Consider the following 17,138-nt stretch of genomic DNA (forward strand, 5'->3'; position numbering starts at 1 on the left):
ACCATGCCATCCCCGCCGGATCTCAGTTTCCGGCCGTTTTCTGCTCCAGGCACAGCGTAAAGCAACTACCCTGGCCTACCTGGCTCTGCACGCTGATGGCACCGCCCATCAGGTGCGCCAGCTTCTGGCTCAGGTACAGGCCCTGGCCCATGCCCTCATGCTTGCGTGAGGCCGAGGCGTCGAGCTGGGTAAAGGCGCGAAACAGCTTCTGCTGATCCTGCTCGCTGATGCCGCAGCCGCTATCCTGCACCTCGATGAAGGTGGTGGTGCTGTCACCATGCGGCTGCTGGCGCCATCGCACCCGCACCTGCCCGTGCTCGCTGAACTTGATGGCATTGCCCACCAGGTTCAGCAGGATCTGCCCCAGCGCCCGACGGTTGGTGTGGATCACGGTTTCCCTTGTCCCCGCTTCTGCTCCCGCTCCGGCTTCCACCTCCAGCAGCAAGCCCTTCTTCTCGGCGGCCGGCCGCAGCATGCTCACGGTTTCATCGATCAGCTGCGAACAGAGCAGGGCCTCGGGGATCAGGTCGGCGTCCTCGGTCTCCATGCGCGACACATCCAGCAGGCTGGTGATCAGGCCCAGCAGGTGCTCGGCGCTGTCGTGTACCGTCTGCAACTGCTGTTCCTGTTCCGCCGTCAATGGGCCACCCATGCGGGTGAGCAGGATGTCGGTGAAGCCCAGGATGGCATTGAGCGGGGTGCGCAGTTCATGCGAGGTATTGGCCAGGAAGCGGTTGCGTGACTCCATGGCTTCCTGCAGGGCGCGGTTCTTTTCGGCCAGGTCTTCTTCGATGCGCTTGCGGTCGCTGATGTCGCGCACCGCGATCAGCAGGAAGGTCTCGCCTTCCACCACCAGCGGACTGAGGCTGACGTCAACCGGGAACTCGCTGCCGTTGCGCTTCAATCCGCACAGGTCGGGCGTCGGGTTGCTGGCCAGCGGTGCGGCATGATTCAGATAGGTCACCAGGTTCTGCGCGTGCATGGCCAGAAAGCGCTGCGGAATGAGTACATCGATGGCGCAGCCGGTCAGCTCGGCCACCTCCCAGTCGAACAATTCGCCGGCCCGGCGGTTGGCCAGCACGATGCGGTCCAGCGCGTTGACCACGATGATGCCGTCCGGCAGCGAATCGTAGAGGCCGTGCACGCTGGCGGCGATCAGGCTGATGTCGCGCAGCACGGTGGCCTGGCTGATATCGCGCTTGCAGGACAGGACGTATTGCGGATGGCCCTGCTCGTCGCGCAGCAGCTTGTTGGACACTGACAGGTGCAGCAGGGAGCCATCCTTGCGACGCCGGATGGATTGGCACTCGGCACGCCCCAGGCTGATGGTATCGGCGAAGACGCGGTCTTCCTCCATGCGCCGTTCGGGCGGCACGATGAAATCCGAGAGATGCTGGCCCAGCACTTCCTGGGCGGCATAACCGAAGATCTGTTCAGCGCAGCGGTTCCAGTAGATCACCTGGCCTTGCATGTCCATCAGGACATAGGCGTCCGGCGCTTCACTGAGCAGCAGTTGTTCAAGTTGCAGCATCGTCGTCGCTGCCGGTTTGTTGCAGGCGTAGGAGCCGGTCGTGGACCTGGGCAGGAAGGCCCTGCCAGAGCGACTTGCCGGCGATATGCATGGTCTGCGTCCAGTCCTGCCAGTCTTCGCCGGCCTGCTGGTACAGCTCGGGGAAATCGTGCGGTGCCAGCTGCATTTGTGGCAGCGCCGTGGCGACCTTCTGTAGCGCCGCCTCGGCCAGTTGCGGCGCGCCGCAGCCCAGCTCGGCCATGGCCGAGGACAGATACAGGGTCCAGATGATTTCCAGCGGACGTGGCGCGGGCAGGGCGTCCGGCAGGCTGGGCGACTCGTAATGCAGGACCGCGTCGCAGAAGAGTTCAGGAATCTTCCAGTCCTGCATCAGCGCCGCGGCGATGTTGAGGTGGTTGAAGCCGAACAGCGACTGCTCCATGGCCAGCTGGGCCGAAGGCTCCAGCACCCGCGTGAGCAGCGAGGAATAGCCGGTCGGATGGGCCGAGGCCAGGGTCAGCTTGCCGATGTTGGCCAGGAGCCCCGTGGTAAACATCTCGCCCAGTGGCGCCACCCGGGTATGGCCGCTGATGGCCTGGGCGCTGCAGGCCATGGCAAAGCTGTGGGCCCAGAATGCCGGCAGTTTGAAGTTGGTGCAGGAGGCCGGCGCCGTGGTCTCGGCCAGCGACAGCGCCAGGGCCAGCTGGCGCACCGCCTGCAGGCCCACCAGCAGCATGCTGTCCATGCTGACCGAGGCGATCGGTCGCACCCGGTGCGCATTGAGCACGTTGACGATGCGGATGATGCGTCCGGACAGGGCCGGGTCGGCCTGCACCAGATGGATCAGTTCGGCCATGTCCGGATCGTCCTGCGCGCACAGGCGCATGATGGTCAGGCGCACCCCGCCCGGCGAGGGCAGGGCCTGGGCGCTCCTGAGCTTCTCGAACAGGGTCGGTTCAATGAAGGTCAGCATCATTTGCTTTCCTGGTAGCGGTTGTGGATGTCGAGCACGTCGTTCCAGCCGGCGAAGAAGGCCTCCACGCAGCGCGGGTCGAAATGACTGCCGGCATTGTCGCGCAGATAGCGCGAGGCGTCTTCCAGGCTCCAGCCTTTTTTGTAGGGGCGCGTCGAGGTCAGTGCATCGAACACATCGGCCACGGCCACGATGCGGCCATAGAGCGGGATGTCTTCGCCCTTGAGACCGTTCGGATAGCCGCTGCCATCCCACTTCTCGTGGTGGGTGCGGGCGATCAGCGAAGCCGTCTGCAGCAGCGGGGAAGGGCTGTCGCGCAGGATGTCGGCGCCGATCTGGGCGTGCAGGCGCATGACCTTGAGTTCTTCCTCATCCAGCCGCCCGGGTTTGAGCAGGATATGGTCGGGGATGCCCATCTTGCCGATGTCGTGCATCGGCGCGGCATTGAACAGCAGGTCCTGTTCTTCCTGAGGCAGGCCCAGGTGAGCGGCGATGATGCGGGTGTAGTTGGACATGCGCAGCAGATGCTCGCCGGTCTCGGGGTCGCGATAGCCGGCCGCACGCACCAGCAGGTCCATGGAGTTCAGTGCCAGGGTATTGCTCTGGTGCGACTTCTGTTCCACTTCCTCGGCCAGGTGTTCGATCTTCTGGCTCATGGCCAGCTGCGACTTGCGCATGGCCAGCATGTTCTTGACCCGCGCCAGCAGCTCCACCCGGTTCACCGGCTTGGAGAGGAAATCGTTGGCCGTCATCTGCAGCGCCTGATGGCGTACCTGCAGGCCCATGTCGGCGGTGATCATGATGACCGGCGTCATTTCCTGGCCCGGCATGGCGCGAAAGCGCGACAGGAAACCCAGGCCGTCCATGCCCGGCATCATGTAGTCCAGCAGGATCAGGTCGGGCTCGTGGGTGCCACACCAGTCCAGCGCCTCATAGGCATCGGGACAGGTGCTGATGCTGGTGTCCGGCAACTGCGCCAGCATGTGCGTGAAAAGTGAAAGATTGGTCTTGTCGTCGTCGACGATCAGTATTTTCATGTGCTCCCCCGGCCCCTCTGTTGTATGTGATCACGCAGCGCGGCGAATGCGGTCGCACATTCCCCGGCCAGCGTGCGTACCTGCGCCAGTTCCCCCTGGCGGGCAGCGATTTCCATCTGACGTCCCAGCTGACCCAGTGTCTGTATCCCCAGGTTCAGGCAACTGCCGGCCAGGCGATGGCCCAGGGCCTGGATCTCGCCCAGCAAGGGTTCGCTGGCCTGGACCTGGCGCGCCAGGTCCTCCATCACGGGCCCGGTATGTTCGATGAACATGTCCAGCATGTCGCTGGCCAGCCCGGTGTCCTCGCCAAAGAGTTCCTCCAGGCGGGCTTCGTCGATGATCGGCAAGGCCTGCTCGGCCGCCTGCTGTGGCGCTGCCGGCGGCAGGTAATGCGTCAGCATCGCCGCCAGTTGCGAGCGCAGCAAGGGCTTGGTCAGATAGTCGTCCATACCCGCCTCCAGGCATTGTTCGCGATCACCGGCCATGGCATTGGCGGTCATCGCGACGATGGGGGTATGCATCAGCTCGCCCTGCATGCGCCGGATGCGGCGCGTGGTTTCGTAGCCATCCAGGACCGGCATCTGGCAATCCATCAGGATCAGCGCATAGTCGCGCTGCGCCAGCTTTTCCAGTGCCTCCGCACCATTGGAGGCGATCTCGACTGCGTAGCCCATGGCATTGAGCTGGTACACCGCCACCTTCTGGTTCATTACGTTGTCTTCCACCAGCAGCAGGCTCTGCGCCTCCTGCGGCCCCTGCAGCCCTGGCGAGCGCGCCAGGACCGCTGGCGCTGCATCGACCTGCTGCTCCCCCTTGCCCGTTCCATTCATCTCCCCCATCACCGCGCGCAACAGCTGCTGCTTGCGCAACGGCAACTGCAGCACGGTGGCTGGGGTGGGTGTTGGTGATCCGTCTATATTAAGGCCGTGTACGCCGTGGTCAAGCAAGACGCACGTCATGCCGGGGCGGGCCGACTGCAGCTGCGCCAGTACCGCCGGGGCCGGCATATCGCGTACCTCCGAACTGACGATGACGGCATCGATGCCCGTGGTCGTGGCCAGGGGGCCGGTCAGCGCGGCCAGGGCGTCATTGGCACTGCCGTAGCGCACTGTCTCCAGGCCGGCCGCGCGCAGGGTTTCATGCAGCATGGCGGCACTGGCGTCGTGGGTTTCGATGAGCGCAACTTGTCGCTTTTTGGCTGCAAAGCTTCTGGGCGGCAACGCCGCCGATGGCGCCACCGGAATCCCCAGTTCAAACCAGAAACAGGAGCCCGCACCGGGGCTGCTGTCGACGCCGATATGGCCGCCCATCAGTTCGACCAGCCGCTTGCAGATCGACAGGCCCAGGCCGGTGCCACCGTATTGCCGCGTGACCGAACTGTCGGCCTGCGAAAACGGCGAGAACAGGCGCCGCATGGTTTCCTCATCCATGCCAATGCCGCTGTCGCGCACCTCGAAGCGCAGCCGGCAATGATCACCCGCCACGTGCAGCGCCTGCACTCGCAAGAGCACCTCGCCGCGGTGGGTGAACTTGAGCGCATTGCCCAGCAGGTTCAGCAGGATCTGGCGGATGCGACCGGGGTCGCCCAGCAGCCTGGGCGGCAGACGCGGATCCACATGCGCCAGCAGGCGCACCTGCTTTTCGCGGGCCTTGAAGGAGAGCGCTTCGGCGCTGGCTTCCACCACTTCCAGCAGATCGAACTCGACCACGGCGATGTCCATCTTGCCCACATCGATCTTGGAAAAGTCGAGCACGTCATTGACGATGCCCAGCAGGGCATTGGCCGAATCCTCGATGGCCTTGGCGAATTCGGTCTGCTGGCTGTCCAGGCGCGTGGTGCGCAGCAGGCCGGCCATGCCCAGCACGGCATTCATGGGCGTGCGGATTTCATGGCTCATGGTCGAGAGGAAGGCACCCCGGGTCAGCATGGCGTGATCGGCCGCCTCCTTGGCCAGTACCAGGCTGCGTGCGGCACGCTGGTTCTCGCGCATGAAGCGCAACAGGATCAACGCCCGCACTCCCCACAGCGCCAGCAGGCCCAGCGTGAGCCAGGCCGGCAGATCGGTCTGCCACAGCGCGAACACCGCCAGCGCCGCAAAGCAGGCTTCCGATAGCAGCAACAGCGCACGCCCGTCGCGCCGCGCTGATGGATGGGCTGCCTCTGGTCTCACGAAATGATCTCCATGCTTCTTTGAACTCCGATGGTGGCTGGCAGGGCGGCGCGGGATCACCTCCCCAAGGCCTGGGACATTGAAATCAATTATAACGAATTGGTTTTGTAAATTGTGAAAATTGCTTTATTCGTTCGCATTCTAGCCACGAAATGGGGTCAGGAAAAGGCAGGAAAAACCCGACGGGTTTGTTGTAGATAAGTCAAAAAGTCTTTGTTGAAGCCGCTCATCGACCGATGGAGTCAGTATCGATGGTGAAAAAATCAACTGTGTTAATTTATCCTGTCAAATTAATTTAATTCATTTAATCGATAAATTTAACTAAAATGGATTCATAGTCGAAGAATGCAGTGGCCCAACTGATGACAAGGAGCCTGCGCTATGAACAATCTGAACAATCTCCCCTCGAAGGTACTGTCCCGTCCGCATCTGCTGCGCTGGAGCGCCACGCTGCTGATCCTGGCACTGGTGCTGTGCGGCTGGTCGCGCCAGCAGTTGCAGGCCGCCACCACGGCGCGGCTGGCCGTTTCGGCCGTGGTGCCCACGCGCTGCAATGTGGTGGTGCAGATCGTCAACGGCAGCGCTGCCGTCTCCAATACCTGCGGCGGGGTGATGGCCGGCAGCCCGGATGGACGGGCATTGCTGCTGGTGGACCAGCGCGAACGCTCGGTGCTGGTGGTGTACTGATTGCCGATCTCTTTCCCCGACCTCATTCCCCGACCTGATTTCTCACCTGATCCCCGACCGGTCCTGACCCCGCCTGCCACGGCGGCTCCCGCCGCGCGCCCCTCCAGGGCGGCGGCCGTGAAAATAGCCATTTCTCCCTTGATCTGCGGCAAGACGTCCCGATTTGGCGTCATAGCGCTGGTGCAGTGCTAGAATGCAGGGCTATTTTTAATCAACCTTTGGAGCCTTACGTGTTTATTTCCGACGCATACGCGCAAACGGCCGCAGCAGCCCCTGGTGGCGCGATGGGCAACCTGGCCAGCTTCCTGCCGATCATCCTGATGTTCGTGGTGTTGTACTTCCTGATGATCCGCCCGCAGATGAAGCGTCAGAAAGAACAGAAAGCCATGATGGACGCACTGGGCAAGGGCGACGAAGTCGTCACCTCCGGTGGCCTGCTGGGTCGCATCACCAAGGTGGCCGATGGCTACATCACCATCGAAGTGGCTGAAGGCACCGAAGTCGTCGTGCAAAAGGGCGCTGTCACCACCCTGCTGCCCAAGGGCACCATCAAGGGCCTGTAATGGCCTGACCGGTTCGGTCGGCCCGCGTGCCGGCGAACCCATGGGCGCATCGCTGATGCGCCCATCTTGTTAGAACCCTGCGGTTTTTCCACCCGGGTTCTGAACAGGGCGGCAGGTCCCTGCCGTCCTCTCCCGCAAGCTCGAAGCACAAGACCATGAATCGTTACTCTCTCTGGAAATACGCACTGATCGTCCTGGCCCTGCTGTTCGGCGTGATCTATACCGTCCCGAACTTCTTCGGCGAGTCCCCCGCGGTACAGATCAGCAGCGCCAAGTCGACCCTGAAGGTCGAACCCGCCGTGGCCGGCCGGGTGGATCAGATCCTGAAACAAGGCAATCTCGGCGCAGAGAGTGTGGCGTTCGACAACACCGGTTCGCAGCCCTCGGTGCGCGCGCGTTTCGCCACCACCGACATCCAGTTCAAGGCCAAGGCCCTGCTGGAAAAGGAACTCAATACCGACCCCAGCGACCCGACCTATATCGTCGCTTTCAACCTGCTGCCCAACACGCCGCAGTGGCTGCAGAGCCTGCACGCCTTCCCGATGTATCTGGGTCTGGACTTGCGCGGTGGTGTGCACTTCCTGATGCAGGTCGACGTCAAGGCCATCGTCAACAAGCGTCTGCAAGGCCTGCAGGCCAGCGTGCGCGGACTGCTGCGTGACAAGAACATCCGCCACAGCGGCATCAACCGCAGTGGCGACAGCATCGAGATTTCCTTCCGCGATGCCGATACCCGTAACAAGGCCCGCGCCGCCCTGGGCGAGCTGCAGGAAATGCTGCTCACCGACGCCGGTTCGGGCGATGACCTCAAGCTGGTCGGCACCCTGCGTCCGGAAGCCATCAAGCAGACCCAGGAAGACGGCGTCAAGCAGAACATCAGCACCCTGTCCAAGCGCGTCAACGAGCTGGGTGTGGCCGAGCCGCTGATCCAGCGCCAGGGCGCCGAGCGCATCGTGGTCGAGCTGCCGGGCGTGCAGGACGTCTCGCGCGCCAAGGACATCATCGGCCGTACCGCCACCCTGGAAGTGCGCATGGTCGACGAGAGCGTGGTGCGTGGCACCGAAGAGACCTCGGCCATCCCCTTCGGCTCCGAGCTGTTCAAGGTCGGCAAGGGTGCCCCGGTGGTCCTGAACAAGGAACCGGTACTGACCGGCGACTACATCTCCAACGCCTCGGCCAGCTTCGATGAAAACCACCAGCCGGCAGTCAGCATCGACTTGAATGGCGACGGCGGCCGCAAGATGCGCGAAGCCACCCGCGACAAGGTCGGCAAGGCCATGGCCATCGTCCTGTTCGAAAAGGGCAAGGGCGAAGTCCTGACCGTAGCCACCATCCGTTCCGAACTGGGTTCGCGTTTCCAGATCACCGGCATGGGTTCGCCCGAAGCCGCCAGCGACCTGGCCCTGCTGCTGCGCGCCGGTTCCCTGGCTGCTCCGATGGACATCATCGAGGAACGCACCATCGGCCCGCAACTGGGTGCCGACAACATCAAGAAGGGCTTCGACTCGGTGCTCTACGGCTTCCTGGCGATGGCTGTCTTCATGGTGATCTACTACCAGCTGTTCGGTTTCTTCAGCGCCCTGGCGCTGTCGGTGAACGTGCTGCTGCTGGTGGCCCTGCTGTCCACGCTGCAGGTGACGCTGACCCTGCCGGGTATTGCCGCTATCGCCCTGGCACTGGGTATGGCGATCGACTCCAACGTGCTGATCAACGAACGCATCCGTGAAGAACTGCGTGCCGGCAATTCGCCGCAGGCCGCCATCGCCGCCGGTTTCGACCGCGCCTGGGCGACCATCCTGGACTCCAACGTGACCACCCTGATCGCCGGCCTGGCGCTGCTGATCTTCGGTTCCGGCGCTATTCGCGGCTTTGCCGTGGTGCACTGCCTGGGCATCCTGACCTCGATGTTCTCGGCCGTGTTCTTCTCGCGCGGCGTGGTCAACCTCTGGTATGGCCGCAAGAAGCGCCTGACGGGCCTGGCCATCGGCCAGATCTGGAAGCCCGAGAGCGAGGTACTGTCCACCTCCGGCAAGGCTTCCGCCAAGCGCAACGTCAAGTAAGCGACGGCTCACCCGAAACAGCAGCACAGCCAGATTTGAGCCGGTCGCCCCTCTTGTGGCGCGACCGGCACCGAAAGGATAGTGATGGAATTTTTCCGCATCAAAAAAGACATTCCCTTCATGCGTCATGCCCTGATCTTCAATGCGATCTCGGCACTGACCTTCGTGGCCGCGGTGTTCTTCCTGTTCTCCAAGGGATTGCACTTCTCCATCGAATTCACCGGCGGCACGGTCATGGAAGTGGCCTACAACAAGCCGGCCGACCTGGAAAAGATCCGCAAGTCCATCGAAGGACTGGGTTATCGCGACACCCTGGTGCAAAGCTTCGGCACCGCCCAGGACGTGATGATCCGCCTGCCCGCGCAGGCCGGTGTGAACGCCAGCCAGCAGAGCGAGAAGGTCAATGCCGCACTGAAGGCGGACGACCCGGACGTGCGCCTGCAGCGGGTGGAATTCGTCGGCCCGCAGGTGGGTGACGAGCTGGCCCATGACGGCCTGCTGGCACTGGGCATGGTGGTGCTGGGCATCGTGATCTACCTGGCCTTCCGCTTCGAGTGGAAGTTCGCGGTGGCGGCGGTGATCGCCAACCTGCACGACATCATCATCATCCTGGGCTTCTTCGCCTTCTTCCAGTGGGAATTCTCGCTCACCGTGCTGGCCGCCATCCTGGCCGTGCTGGGGTATTCGGTCAACGAATCGGTGGTGGTCTTCGACCGGGTGCGCGAAGCCTTCCGTGACCGCCGCTTCGGCAAGCTGTCCGCGCCGGAAGTGCTGAACCACGCCATCACCAGCACCATGTCGCGTACCGTCATCACCCACGGCAGTACCGAAATGATGGTGCTGGCGATGTTCTTCTTCGGTGGCCCGACGCTGCACTACTTCGCGCTGGCGCTGACCATCGGCATCCTGTTCGGTATCTATTCGTCGGTGTTCGTTGCCGCCGCCCTGGCCATGTGGCTGGGCGTCAAGCGCGAAGACCTGATCAAGCCGGTCAAGGTCAAGGACGAGAACGGCGGCGCCGTGGTCTGATCCCGCGCCACCGCCAATGAGGGCCGCAGCGTTCGCGCTGCGGCCCTTTTTCATGAGAATCCCGCAAGGACGCAAAGCCGGGATAATGCTTTACTTCACCCCATTGCATCACCGAATGACGTTTTTTTGATCATGAGCACATCCACCGACCTGCACGATATCGACTATGAACGCCGCTTCGGCGGCGTGGCCCGCCTGTATGGCGCCGCCGCCCTGCACCGCTTTGGCCGGGCGCGGGTGTGCGTGGTCGGGGTAGGGGGCGTGGGATCGTGGATCGTCGAGGCACTGGCGCGCAGCGCCATCGGCCATCTCACCCTGATCGACCTCGACAACCTGGCCGAATCCAACGTCAACCGCCAGATCCACGCCCTCACCGAGACCCTGGGCCAGGCCAAGGTCACGGCCCTGCATGAGCGTATCCGGCAGATCAATCCGACCTGCGTGGTGACCGAGGTGGAGGATTTTGTCGATCCCGAGAATGTGGAGCAGATGCTGGGTGGCGGACGGTTCGACTACGTCATCGATGCCATCGACAACGTCCCGGCCAAGGTCGCCATGATCGCCTGGTGCCGCAAGAACGGCATGCCCATGGTCACCATCGGCAGTGCTGGCGGCCAGATCGATCCGACGCAGATTGAAATCCGCGACCTCTGCCGCACCGAGCAGGAACCGCTGCTGGCCAAGGTACGCAAGCGCCTGCGCTCGCAGCACGGCTTCCCGCGCGGGACGAAGAACAAGTTCCACATCGATGCCGTGTTCTCCACCGAACCCCTGCGCTTCCCGGAGTTGGCCGAGGGTGAGGTTTGCGAGGTCGCTCCCGCCGAAGACATGGATGTCGGCGAGGATGCCGCCGACAGCACGCAAGCCGGTGTTACTGGCCTCAATTGCGCCGGCTTTGGCTCGGCCATGGTGGTGACCGCTACCTTCGGCCTGGTGGCGGCCGCCCATGTGTTGAAGAAGCTGGCCGCACAGGCCGATATCGCTGCTGCAGCCGGGTGAAGTGCAGGCCGTCAGCCCTCAGTGTCCGCCGCCTTCATCGACCCGGTGCGCGGACACGCACAGCAGGACGCTGGCCGTAACCAGTACCATCGCCGCGATTTCCAGCAGGGTCGGCCAGCGCTGTTCCCACAGGAAGCCATAGAGCAGCGCGAACAAGGTCTCGAACAGGATCATCTGGCCGATCATGGTCAGCGGCAGCAGCCGGCTGGCCTTGTTCCAGCAGGCATTGCCGAACAGCGAGGCAAAGATCGCCACCCCCGCCGATACGCCGATGAAGTGCCACCATTCACTTTGTGGATGCGGTTGCAGCATGATCGTGAAGGCCGGTATTGCCACGAACAGTGACAACAGCCCGGTGACCACGCCGATCAGCAGGTTCCAGTCATGCGCCGAGATCGCCTGCAGGCGCCCCAGCCAGCGGCTGTTGCCGACCGCGTAGGCGGTCCACGACACCAGCGCGGCCAGCGCGCAGAAGAACCCGATCACGCCATCCCCGAAGCCACCAGTGCTGGCACCCACCGCGCCACTGCCCAGCGACTGCCACGCCACGCAGGCGATGCCTGCCAGGCCCAGCGCCAGGGAAGGCGCCAGCTTGCGCAAGGGCAGTGCACCGTGGCCACGGCTGCCGATGATGGTCACCGCCACCGGCAGGAAGCCGATCACCAGCGAGGTCATCGCCATGCCGCCCAATTGCACGGCACTGGCCAGGAACACGTAATACACCACATTGCCCAAGAGGCTCAGCCACACCAGCGCCCGCCATTCGGCGCGGCCCAGGTGGGGCAGCAGCTTGCGCAGGCGCGGCGCGATCAGCACGGCGGCGAACAGGCCATAGGCCAGGTAGCGCCCGGCCGTCAATTGCCAGGGCGAGAAGGCGCGGGTCAGTTCCGGCGCCAGGAAGACCAGGCCCCAGGCGGCGCCGGCCAGCGCGCCGTAGAAGATGCCTTGCAGGATGGTGTTGGAACGCATGAATCGGGGTGGTCGTGCCACAACAGGTGTGCAAAGGCTGGCAGTATGCCGCAGCCGGGCCCGCCTGAATTGTCGTGGACTACGGTTTTATTGTGCAGGCATGCGAACCTGACCATTCACATTGCACCACCGCCGGAAGAACCGGCAGGCGGAAATACAAACACAAACAACAACGCCGGCACTGGGCCGGCGTTGTCGGTGATGACGGGGGTGGGGTCAGATCACCGTGCCGAACAAGCCCGCGCCCACAAAGGCCAGTGCTACCGCGCCGATGCCCATGGACAGGTAGGCCAGCACCGCCACGCCGGTGATGATGGTGGCCGAGGCCAGCACGATGGCCACCTGCAGCATGCCGGCTGCCATTTCCATCTTCTCGTACTTTGCCATGTAGGCATGCGCCTCATGCTCGGCTTCGCGCGCCTTGTGCGCCAGTTCCTTCTTGCCTTCGCCGCTCTTCTCGTCGCTGTCGTAGTGGGCGATGGCGTCATCCAGCTTGGCGATGGCCGAACTGACCCGCTCATCCTTGGGGTTGCCCAGCAGGGTGAGCTGCTGCTTGGCCAGTTGCGCCGCATTGCCACGCACCGACTTGGCCTGGAAGAAGGACCACAGGTTGGCCGCCTCCTGGTGCTTCAGGATGACCTCGGTCTGATAGGACTTGGACATGGTTTCGGTAATGGCCAGCACCAGCGCCAGGATGGCGATGAGCAAGGCCAGCTTCTTGTTGCCGGACGCATGGGCGTGCTCGGCGTGTTCCAGGTTTTCGGTGGCTTCCGTCATGATGGTTCTTGTAATGTGGAGGAAATGAGGGCCACCCAAGAGAGGGCGGCGTTCCAAGAACGATTCACATCAGGAACGGTTGACCTGAATCATTGCAATGCTCGTATTTTCCTGCGGCATGGGGTGGCCCTGCATGCCAGCCCCATCTGCCCGAAAGTACAGTCTGTCAGTACAAAATTCGCATTTCCTCACGGCTGCAGCAGCGGCGACTGTGTGGCGATGGGTATCCCGGCTCATATTGAAAGACGGGGCAAGTGCTGCAGGAAGAGCAGCCTTTGGCTACACTGATGAGCCACAAATTCTGAATGGATGGGATTGGATTTATTGACTGGTGTTATACAAAAAGACAATCAACGGATTGTTTTTGATGAATTACATTAATGGTTCTTCGCAAGCATGACCGGGACAAGGCAAGGCTGGCCCCGCAGCACGGCGTCATGACCGGATGGTGTCATGGCGTGGTAGCAGAACGCAGTCAGCCTATTGCCGCAGTATCAAGCCGCCTCACCCCAGCCGCGCCGGGTGAGGCCACAGAGATGCCCGTTTTCCGGTCCGGGCGTCGTGACCATCGGGTCGATCAACAGGAGAGAACGCAATGTCGAATGAAGCCAAGTGCCCCATCAACCACACCGCCGGCGGCGGCACCAGCAACCGCGACTGGTGGCCCAAGCAGCTCCGTCTGGACCTGCTGGCCCAGCATTCTTCCAAATCCAACCCCATGGGTGAGGATTTCAACTACGCAGAAGCCTTCAAGAGCCTGGACCTGGCGGCCGTCAAGGCCGACCTGGCCAAGGTCATGACAGATTCCCAGCCCTGGTGGCCAGCCGACTTCGGTCATTACGGCCCGCTGTTCATCCGCATGGCCTGGCACAGTGCAGGCACCTATCGTATCGGCGATGGCCGTGGCGGCGCCGGTCGCGGCCAGCAACGTTTTGCCCCCCTCAACAGCTGGCCCGACAACGTCAACCTGGACAAGGCCCGCCGCCTGCTGTGGCCGGTCAAGCAAAAGTACGGCAACAAGATCTCCTGGGCCGACCTGCTGATCCTGACCGGCAACGTGGCGCTGGAAACCATGGGCTTCAAGACCTTCGGCTACGCCGGTGGCCGTGAAGACGTATGGGAGCCGGACCTGGACGTCTACTGGGGTACCGAAACCACCTGGCTGGGTGGTGATGACCGCTACGGCAAGGGCAAGGCCGGCGCCGCTCACGGCGAAATCACCGCCGACGCCGACCGTCACGGCCAGGAACAGGCGCGTACCGCCCCGGCCGGCCGCAATCTGGAAAACCCGTTGGCCGCCGTGCAGATGGGCCTGATCTACGTCAACCCGGAAGGCCCGGAAGGCAATCCCGACCCGCTGGCCGCTGCCCAGGACATCCGCGAAACCTTCGCCCGCATGGCCATGGACGACGAAGAAACCGTGGCCCTGATCGCTGGCGGTCATACCTTCGGCAAGACCCACGGTGCCGGTGACGCCAAGCATGTCGGCCGCGAACCCGAAGGCGGCGACCTGGAAAGCCAGGGCCTGGGCTGGAAGAGCAGCTTCGGCAGCGGTGCCGCAGGCGACACCATCAGCTCCGGCCTGGAAGTGACCTGGACCCAGACCCCGGCGCAGTGGAGCAATTATTTCTTCGAGAACCTGTTCAACTACGAATGGGAACTGACCAAGAGCCCGGCCGGTGCCCACCAGTGGGTGGCCAAGGGTGCCGACGCGGTGATTCCGCATGCCCATGGTGGCGCGCCGATGCGTCCCACCATGCTGACCACCGACCTGTCGCTGCGCGTCGATCCGGCCTACGAAAAGATTTCGCGCCGCTTCCTGGAAAACCCCGACCAGTTCGCCGAGGTCTTCGCCCGCGCCTGGTTCAAGCTGACCCACCGCGACCTGGGACCGCGGTCGCGTTATCTCGGCCCCGAAGTGCCGGCCGAAGAGCTGATCTGGCAGGACCCGCTGCCCAAGGCCGATGCACCGGCGCTGCAGGCCGCTGACATTAGCGCGCTCAAGGCCCAGGTGCTGGCCTCGGGACTGACGGTGTCCGAACTGGTCTCGACCGCCTGGGCGTCGGCGTCCACCTTCCGTGGCGGCGACAAGCGCGGTGGCGCCAACGGTGCCCGCATCCGCCTGGCCCCGCAGAAGGATTGGGCGGCCAACCAGCCGGCCCAGCTGGCCAAGGTGCTGTCCACGCTGGAAGGCATCCAGTCCGCCTTCAACCAGGGTGGCAAGAAGGTCTCGCTGGCCGACCTGATCGTGCTGGCCGGTAGCGCCGCCGTCGAGAAGGCCGCCCAGGATGCCGGCGTGTCCGTGAGCGTGCCTTTCCATGGCGGTCGCGTGGATGCCTCGCAGGAGCAGACCGACGTCGCTTCCTTCGAGCCGCTGGAGCCGGTCATCGATGGCTTCCGCAACTTCCAGAAGCAGCGTTATGCCGTGCGTGGCGAAGACATGCTGATCGACAAGGCACAACAGCTCACCCTGACCGCGCCGGAAATGACGGTCCTGGTCGGTGGCCTGCGCGTGCTGGGCAACAATGTCGGCGGCAGCACCAAGGGCGTGTTCACCAGCCGGGTGGGCGTGCTCTCCAACGACTTCTTTGTCAACCTGCTGGATATGGGCACCGAATGGAAGTCCACCTCGCCGGCGCAGGAAGAGTTCGAAGGCCGCGACCGCGCCAGTGGCACCGTCAAGTGGATCGGTAGCCGCGTCGACCTGGTGTTCGGCTCCAACGCCGTGCTGCGCGCCCTGGCCGAAGTCTATGCCAGTGCCGATGCCAAGGAAAAATTCGTCAAGGACTTCGTGGCGGCCTGGGTCAAGGTGATGGAACTGGATCGCTACGACCTGAAGAAGTAAGACCGCTGGCTGCCTTTGCCGGCAGCCTCGGATGCAGGACAGCAGGAGTCGGCGGGCCTCAGGGCTCGCCGTTTTTTTTGCCTGGCCGCCGCCACGACACGGTCGATGTCATGCCGATGTCATGGAGTCGCCATCTGCGAGGAATATAGTGGCGGACTGAATTTTTCTTTATCAACGAGGCGTACGATGGCCCTGAGCCTGGATGACATCGCCCTGCTGTTCGCACGGCATGGGCACACCCAATACACCGGTGAGCCGGTCACGCAACTGGAGCATGCGCTGCAATCGGCGCTGCTGGCCGAGCAGGAGGGGGCCGCGCCCAGTCTCATCGTGGCCAGCCTGCTGCACGACCTCGGCCACTTGCTGGAAGACCTGGGCCAGACCCCGACCCTGGCCGGCATCGACGACCTGCACCAGTACCGCATCCTGCCTTTCCTGCGAGGCGTGTTCAGCGACGCCGTGCTGGCACCGATCGCGCTGCATGTGGATGCCAAGCGCTACCTGTGCGCTACCGATGCGGATTATTTTTCGACGCTGTCGGCCGATTCCGTGCGCAGTCTGCAGCTGCAGGGCGGGGTCTTCGATGTGGAACAGGCGGCGGCCTTCATCGACCGTCCGCATGCCGTGGATGCGGTGCGGCTGCGGCGGTGGGATGACCGCGCCAAGACCGCCGGGATGGCCACGCCCGATTTCGCGCACTTTGCGCGCTACTTCGATCAATGTCTGGTCGCGCCCGGTGCCGGGCAGGGGATTCAGGCCAGGTAGCGCTTGCGGTACGCCGAGGGTGTGGTGCCGCGCAGCTTGCGCATGGCATGCGTCAGCGCGCTCTGGTCGCCATAGCCGCAACGCTGAGCGATGAATGCCAGCGGCAGGGCGCTGGTGCGCAGCAGGCGGCAGGCCTGCGCCATGCGCACCTCGGCCAGCCAGGCGCGGGGGGAAGTCGCCAATTCCTGCTGGAACCATTCATACAGGCGGCTGGGGCTGATGGCCGCCAGCGCGGCCATGTCGGCTACCGTCCAGGGATGGGCCAGCTGTGCCTCGACCTGGGCCAGCATGCGATGCAGGCGCGACCTGGCCTGTGGCGGATGTCGCGCCAGCGTATCCAGCAGCAGCGGGACCCAGTGCTGCAGGCTCGCGCCGGAGGGGCTCTGGTCCAGCGACAGCGCCATGAACTCCACCAGCTTGCCGGCCGCCGCCGTCAGCGTCACGAAGGGGGTGCGCGCCAGACTCTCCAGTTGCAGGTCGCTCATGATGCTGGGCGCCAGGTCCAGCACCAGCGCCCGATTGGCACCGCCGGCGCTGGTCGCGTGCGCCGCCCCGGGTTCCACGAAGGCCGCCGTGATACTGTCGGCGCAGCCTTGGTGACCGCCGATGTCCAGTTCCAGCCGGCCGGCCAGCGGCAGCACCAGTTGCGGGAAATCATGGCGATGCGCCGGCGACTCGTCGCGGTAGCTGCGCAGGTGGAGTTGGGTGTCCAAGATGGGGGAGAGCGGGGCGCTGCCAGGCGGTGTCACCGTC

14 protein-coding genes are annotated in these 17,138 nt (G+C 63.8%); 7 read left to right on the forward strand and 7 right to left on the reverse strand.

The annotated features are described in order from the left end of the window. Positions 1-22: 22 nt before the first annotated feature. The 4 genes from BTM36_RS20025 to BTM36_RS20040 are packed head-to-tail and all read right to left on the reverse strand — an operon-like array spanning position 23 to position 5,691. Complete coding sequence (locus tag BTM36_RS20025; RefSeq protein WP_077237660.1) at positions 23-1,531, reverse strand: PAS domain-containing sensor histidine kinase; 1,509 nt, start codon at positions 1,529-1,531, stop codon at positions 23-25. Beyond that, complete coding sequence (locus BTM36_RS20030) at positions 1,518-2,486, reverse strand: HDOD domain-containing protein (protein WP_077237661.1); 969 nt, start codon at positions 2,484-2,486, stop codon at positions 1,518-1,520. The genes BTM36_RS20025 and BTM36_RS20030 overlap by 14 nt, the downstream gene beginning before the upstream one ends. Continuing rightward, positions 2,483-3,520, reverse strand: coding sequence for an HD domain-containing phosphohydrolase (locus BTM36_RS20035; protein ID WP_077237662.1), 1,038 nt, complete (start codon positions 3,518-3,520; stop codon positions 2,483-2,485). The genes BTM36_RS20030 and BTM36_RS20035 overlap by 4 nt, the downstream gene beginning before the upstream one ends. After that, positions 3,517-5,691 carry an ATP-binding protein gene (locus BTM36_RS20040; RefSeq protein ID WP_254427049.1) on the reverse strand — a complete coding sequence of 725 codons (2,175 nt, stop codon included), beginning with the start codon at positions 5,689-5,691 and terminating at the stop codon, positions 3,517-3,519. The genes BTM36_RS20035 and BTM36_RS20040 overlap by 4 nt, the downstream gene beginning before the upstream one ends. Before the next feature lie 381 nt (positions 5,692-6,072). Between BTM36_RS20040 and BTM36_RS20045 the strand changes: the two genes are divergently transcribed. From BTM36_RS20045 to tcdA, 5 genes are all read left to right on the forward strand, one after another. Further along, on the forward strand, positions 6,073-6,378 hold the full coding sequence (locus tag BTM36_RS20045; RefSeq protein WP_077237663.1) for a hypothetical protein: 306 nt from the start codon (positions 6,073-6,075) through the stop codon (positions 6,376-6,378). A 284-nt stretch (positions 6,379-6,662) separates the two neighbouring features. After that, positions 6,663-6,941, forward strand: coding sequence for a preprotein translocase subunit YajC (yajC, locus tag BTM36_RS20050; RefSeq protein ID WP_008326581.1), 279 nt, complete (start codon positions 6,663-6,665; stop codon positions 6,939-6,941). Positions 6,942-7,096: 155 nt separating this feature from the next. Beyond that, positions 7,097-9,001 (forward strand): protein translocase subunit SecD, encoded by a 1,905-nt coding sequence (gene secD / locus BTM36_RS20055; protein WP_077237664.1) that lies wholly within the window; start codon positions 7,097-7,099, stop codon positions 8,999-9,001. Positions 9,002-9,085: 84 nt separating this feature from the next. Next, a complete protein-coding gene (secF, locus tag BTM36_RS20060; protein ID WP_006464758.1) occupies positions 9,086-10,030 on the forward strand; it encodes a protein translocase subunit SecF in 945 nt (314 codons plus the stop codon). A 132-nt stretch (positions 10,031-10,162) separates the two neighbouring features. After that, positions 10,163-11,029 (forward strand): tRNA cyclic N6-threonylcarbamoyladenosine(37) synthase TcdA, encoded by an 867-nt coding sequence (gene tcdA / locus BTM36_RS20065; RefSeq protein WP_077237957.1) that lies wholly within the window; start codon positions 10,163-10,165, stop codon positions 11,027-11,029. An 18-nt stretch (positions 11,030-11,047) separates the two neighbouring features. Here tcdA and BTM36_RS20070 read toward each other — a convergent pair whose 3' ends face one another. Together BTM36_RS20070 and BTM36_RS20075 are read right to left on the reverse strand one after the other, a co-directional pair. Next, the gene (locus BTM36_RS20070; protein ID WP_077237665.1) at positions 11,048-11,998 is read right to left on the reverse strand and encodes a DMT family transporter; all 951 of its coding nucleotides are present in this window, start codon (positions 11,996-11,998) and stop codon (positions 11,048-11,050) included. 216 nt (positions 11,999-12,214) lie between these two features. Next, positions 12,215-12,775 carry a DUF4337 domain-containing protein gene (locus BTM36_RS20075; RefSeq protein ID WP_077237666.1) on the reverse strand — a complete coding sequence of 187 codons (561 nt, stop codon included), beginning with the start codon at positions 12,773-12,775 and terminating at the stop codon, positions 12,215-12,217. 595 nt (positions 12,776-13,370) lie between these two features. Between BTM36_RS20075 and katG the strand changes: the two genes are divergently transcribed. Further along, positions 13,371-15,620, forward strand: a complete 2,250-nt coding sequence (gene katG / locus BTM36_RS20080; RefSeq protein WP_077237667.1) for a catalase/peroxidase HPI — start codon at positions 13,371-13,373, stop codon at positions 15,618-15,620. 186 nt (positions 15,621-15,806) lie between these two features. Next, positions 15,807-16,385, forward strand: coding sequence for a phosphonate degradation HD-domain oxygenase (locus BTM36_RS20085; RefSeq protein ID WP_006464763.1), 579 nt, complete (start codon positions 15,807-15,809; stop codon positions 16,383-16,385). Here the strand turns inward: BTM36_RS20085 and BTM36_RS20090 are convergent. After that, positions 16,373-17,098, reverse strand: a complete 726-nt coding sequence (locus BTM36_RS20090; protein ID WP_077237668.1) for an AraC family transcriptional regulator — start codon at positions 17,096-17,098, stop codon at positions 16,373-16,375. The genes BTM36_RS20085 and BTM36_RS20090 overlap by 13 nt on opposite strands. Between the last annotated feature and the right edge of the window lie 40 nt (positions 17,099-17,138).

Origin of the sequence: Herbaspirillum sp. VT-16-41 (assembly GCF_001994935.1) — a bacterium.
GTDB classification, from domain to species: domain Bacteria; phylum Pseudomonadota; class Gammaproteobacteria; order Burkholderiales; family Burkholderiaceae_D; genus Herbaspirillum; species Herbaspirillum frisingense.